General features: G+C 71.1%; 1 protein-coding gene. It reads left to right on the forward strand.

The window, feature by feature from the left end; genetic code table 11:
- Positions 1 to 99: 99 nt before the first annotated feature.
- Positions 100 to 419 (forward strand): PP2C family protein-serine/threonine phosphatase (locus RNB18_RS52740; RefSeq protein WP_394817818.1); only part of this gene is annotated, 320 nt, incomplete at its 3' end.

Consider the following 419-nt stretch of genomic DNA (forward strand, 5'->3'; position numbering starts at 1 on the left):
GATCTGTACCGGGCCCGGCGGCCCTGAGGAGCCCCACGAAGTCGCCGCTGGGGGGTGCAGACCATATGATTCAGGGACTCACGCACCGCGGAGCAGCCCATGAACCGGCGTCGGACTCCCCGCTCAGTAAGCGCCGAGGACCTGCTCACCACGTTGCAGAGCCTCACTGCCCGCGCTCGGCGGGAGGTGGAATTCCACCAGGCCAGAGTGGAACTCGCGCAGGCCCTTCAGCGCGACATGCTTCCGGCGACCCTGCCCGCCCTCCCCGGTCTCCAGTCCGCCGCGCGGTACACGCCCGCCCGGGACGGCCTGGACATCGGCGGCGACTGGTACGACGGCTTCGCGCTCGCGGACGGTGCCCTCGGGTTCGCGATCGGTGACGTCCAGGGGCACGACGTGGAGGCGGCGGCCTTCATGGG

This window comes from Streptomyces doebereineriae (assembly GCF_031845645.1).
Classification (GTDB): Bacteria; Actinomycetota; Actinomycetes; order Streptomycetales; family Streptomycetaceae; genus Streptomyces; species Streptomyces canus.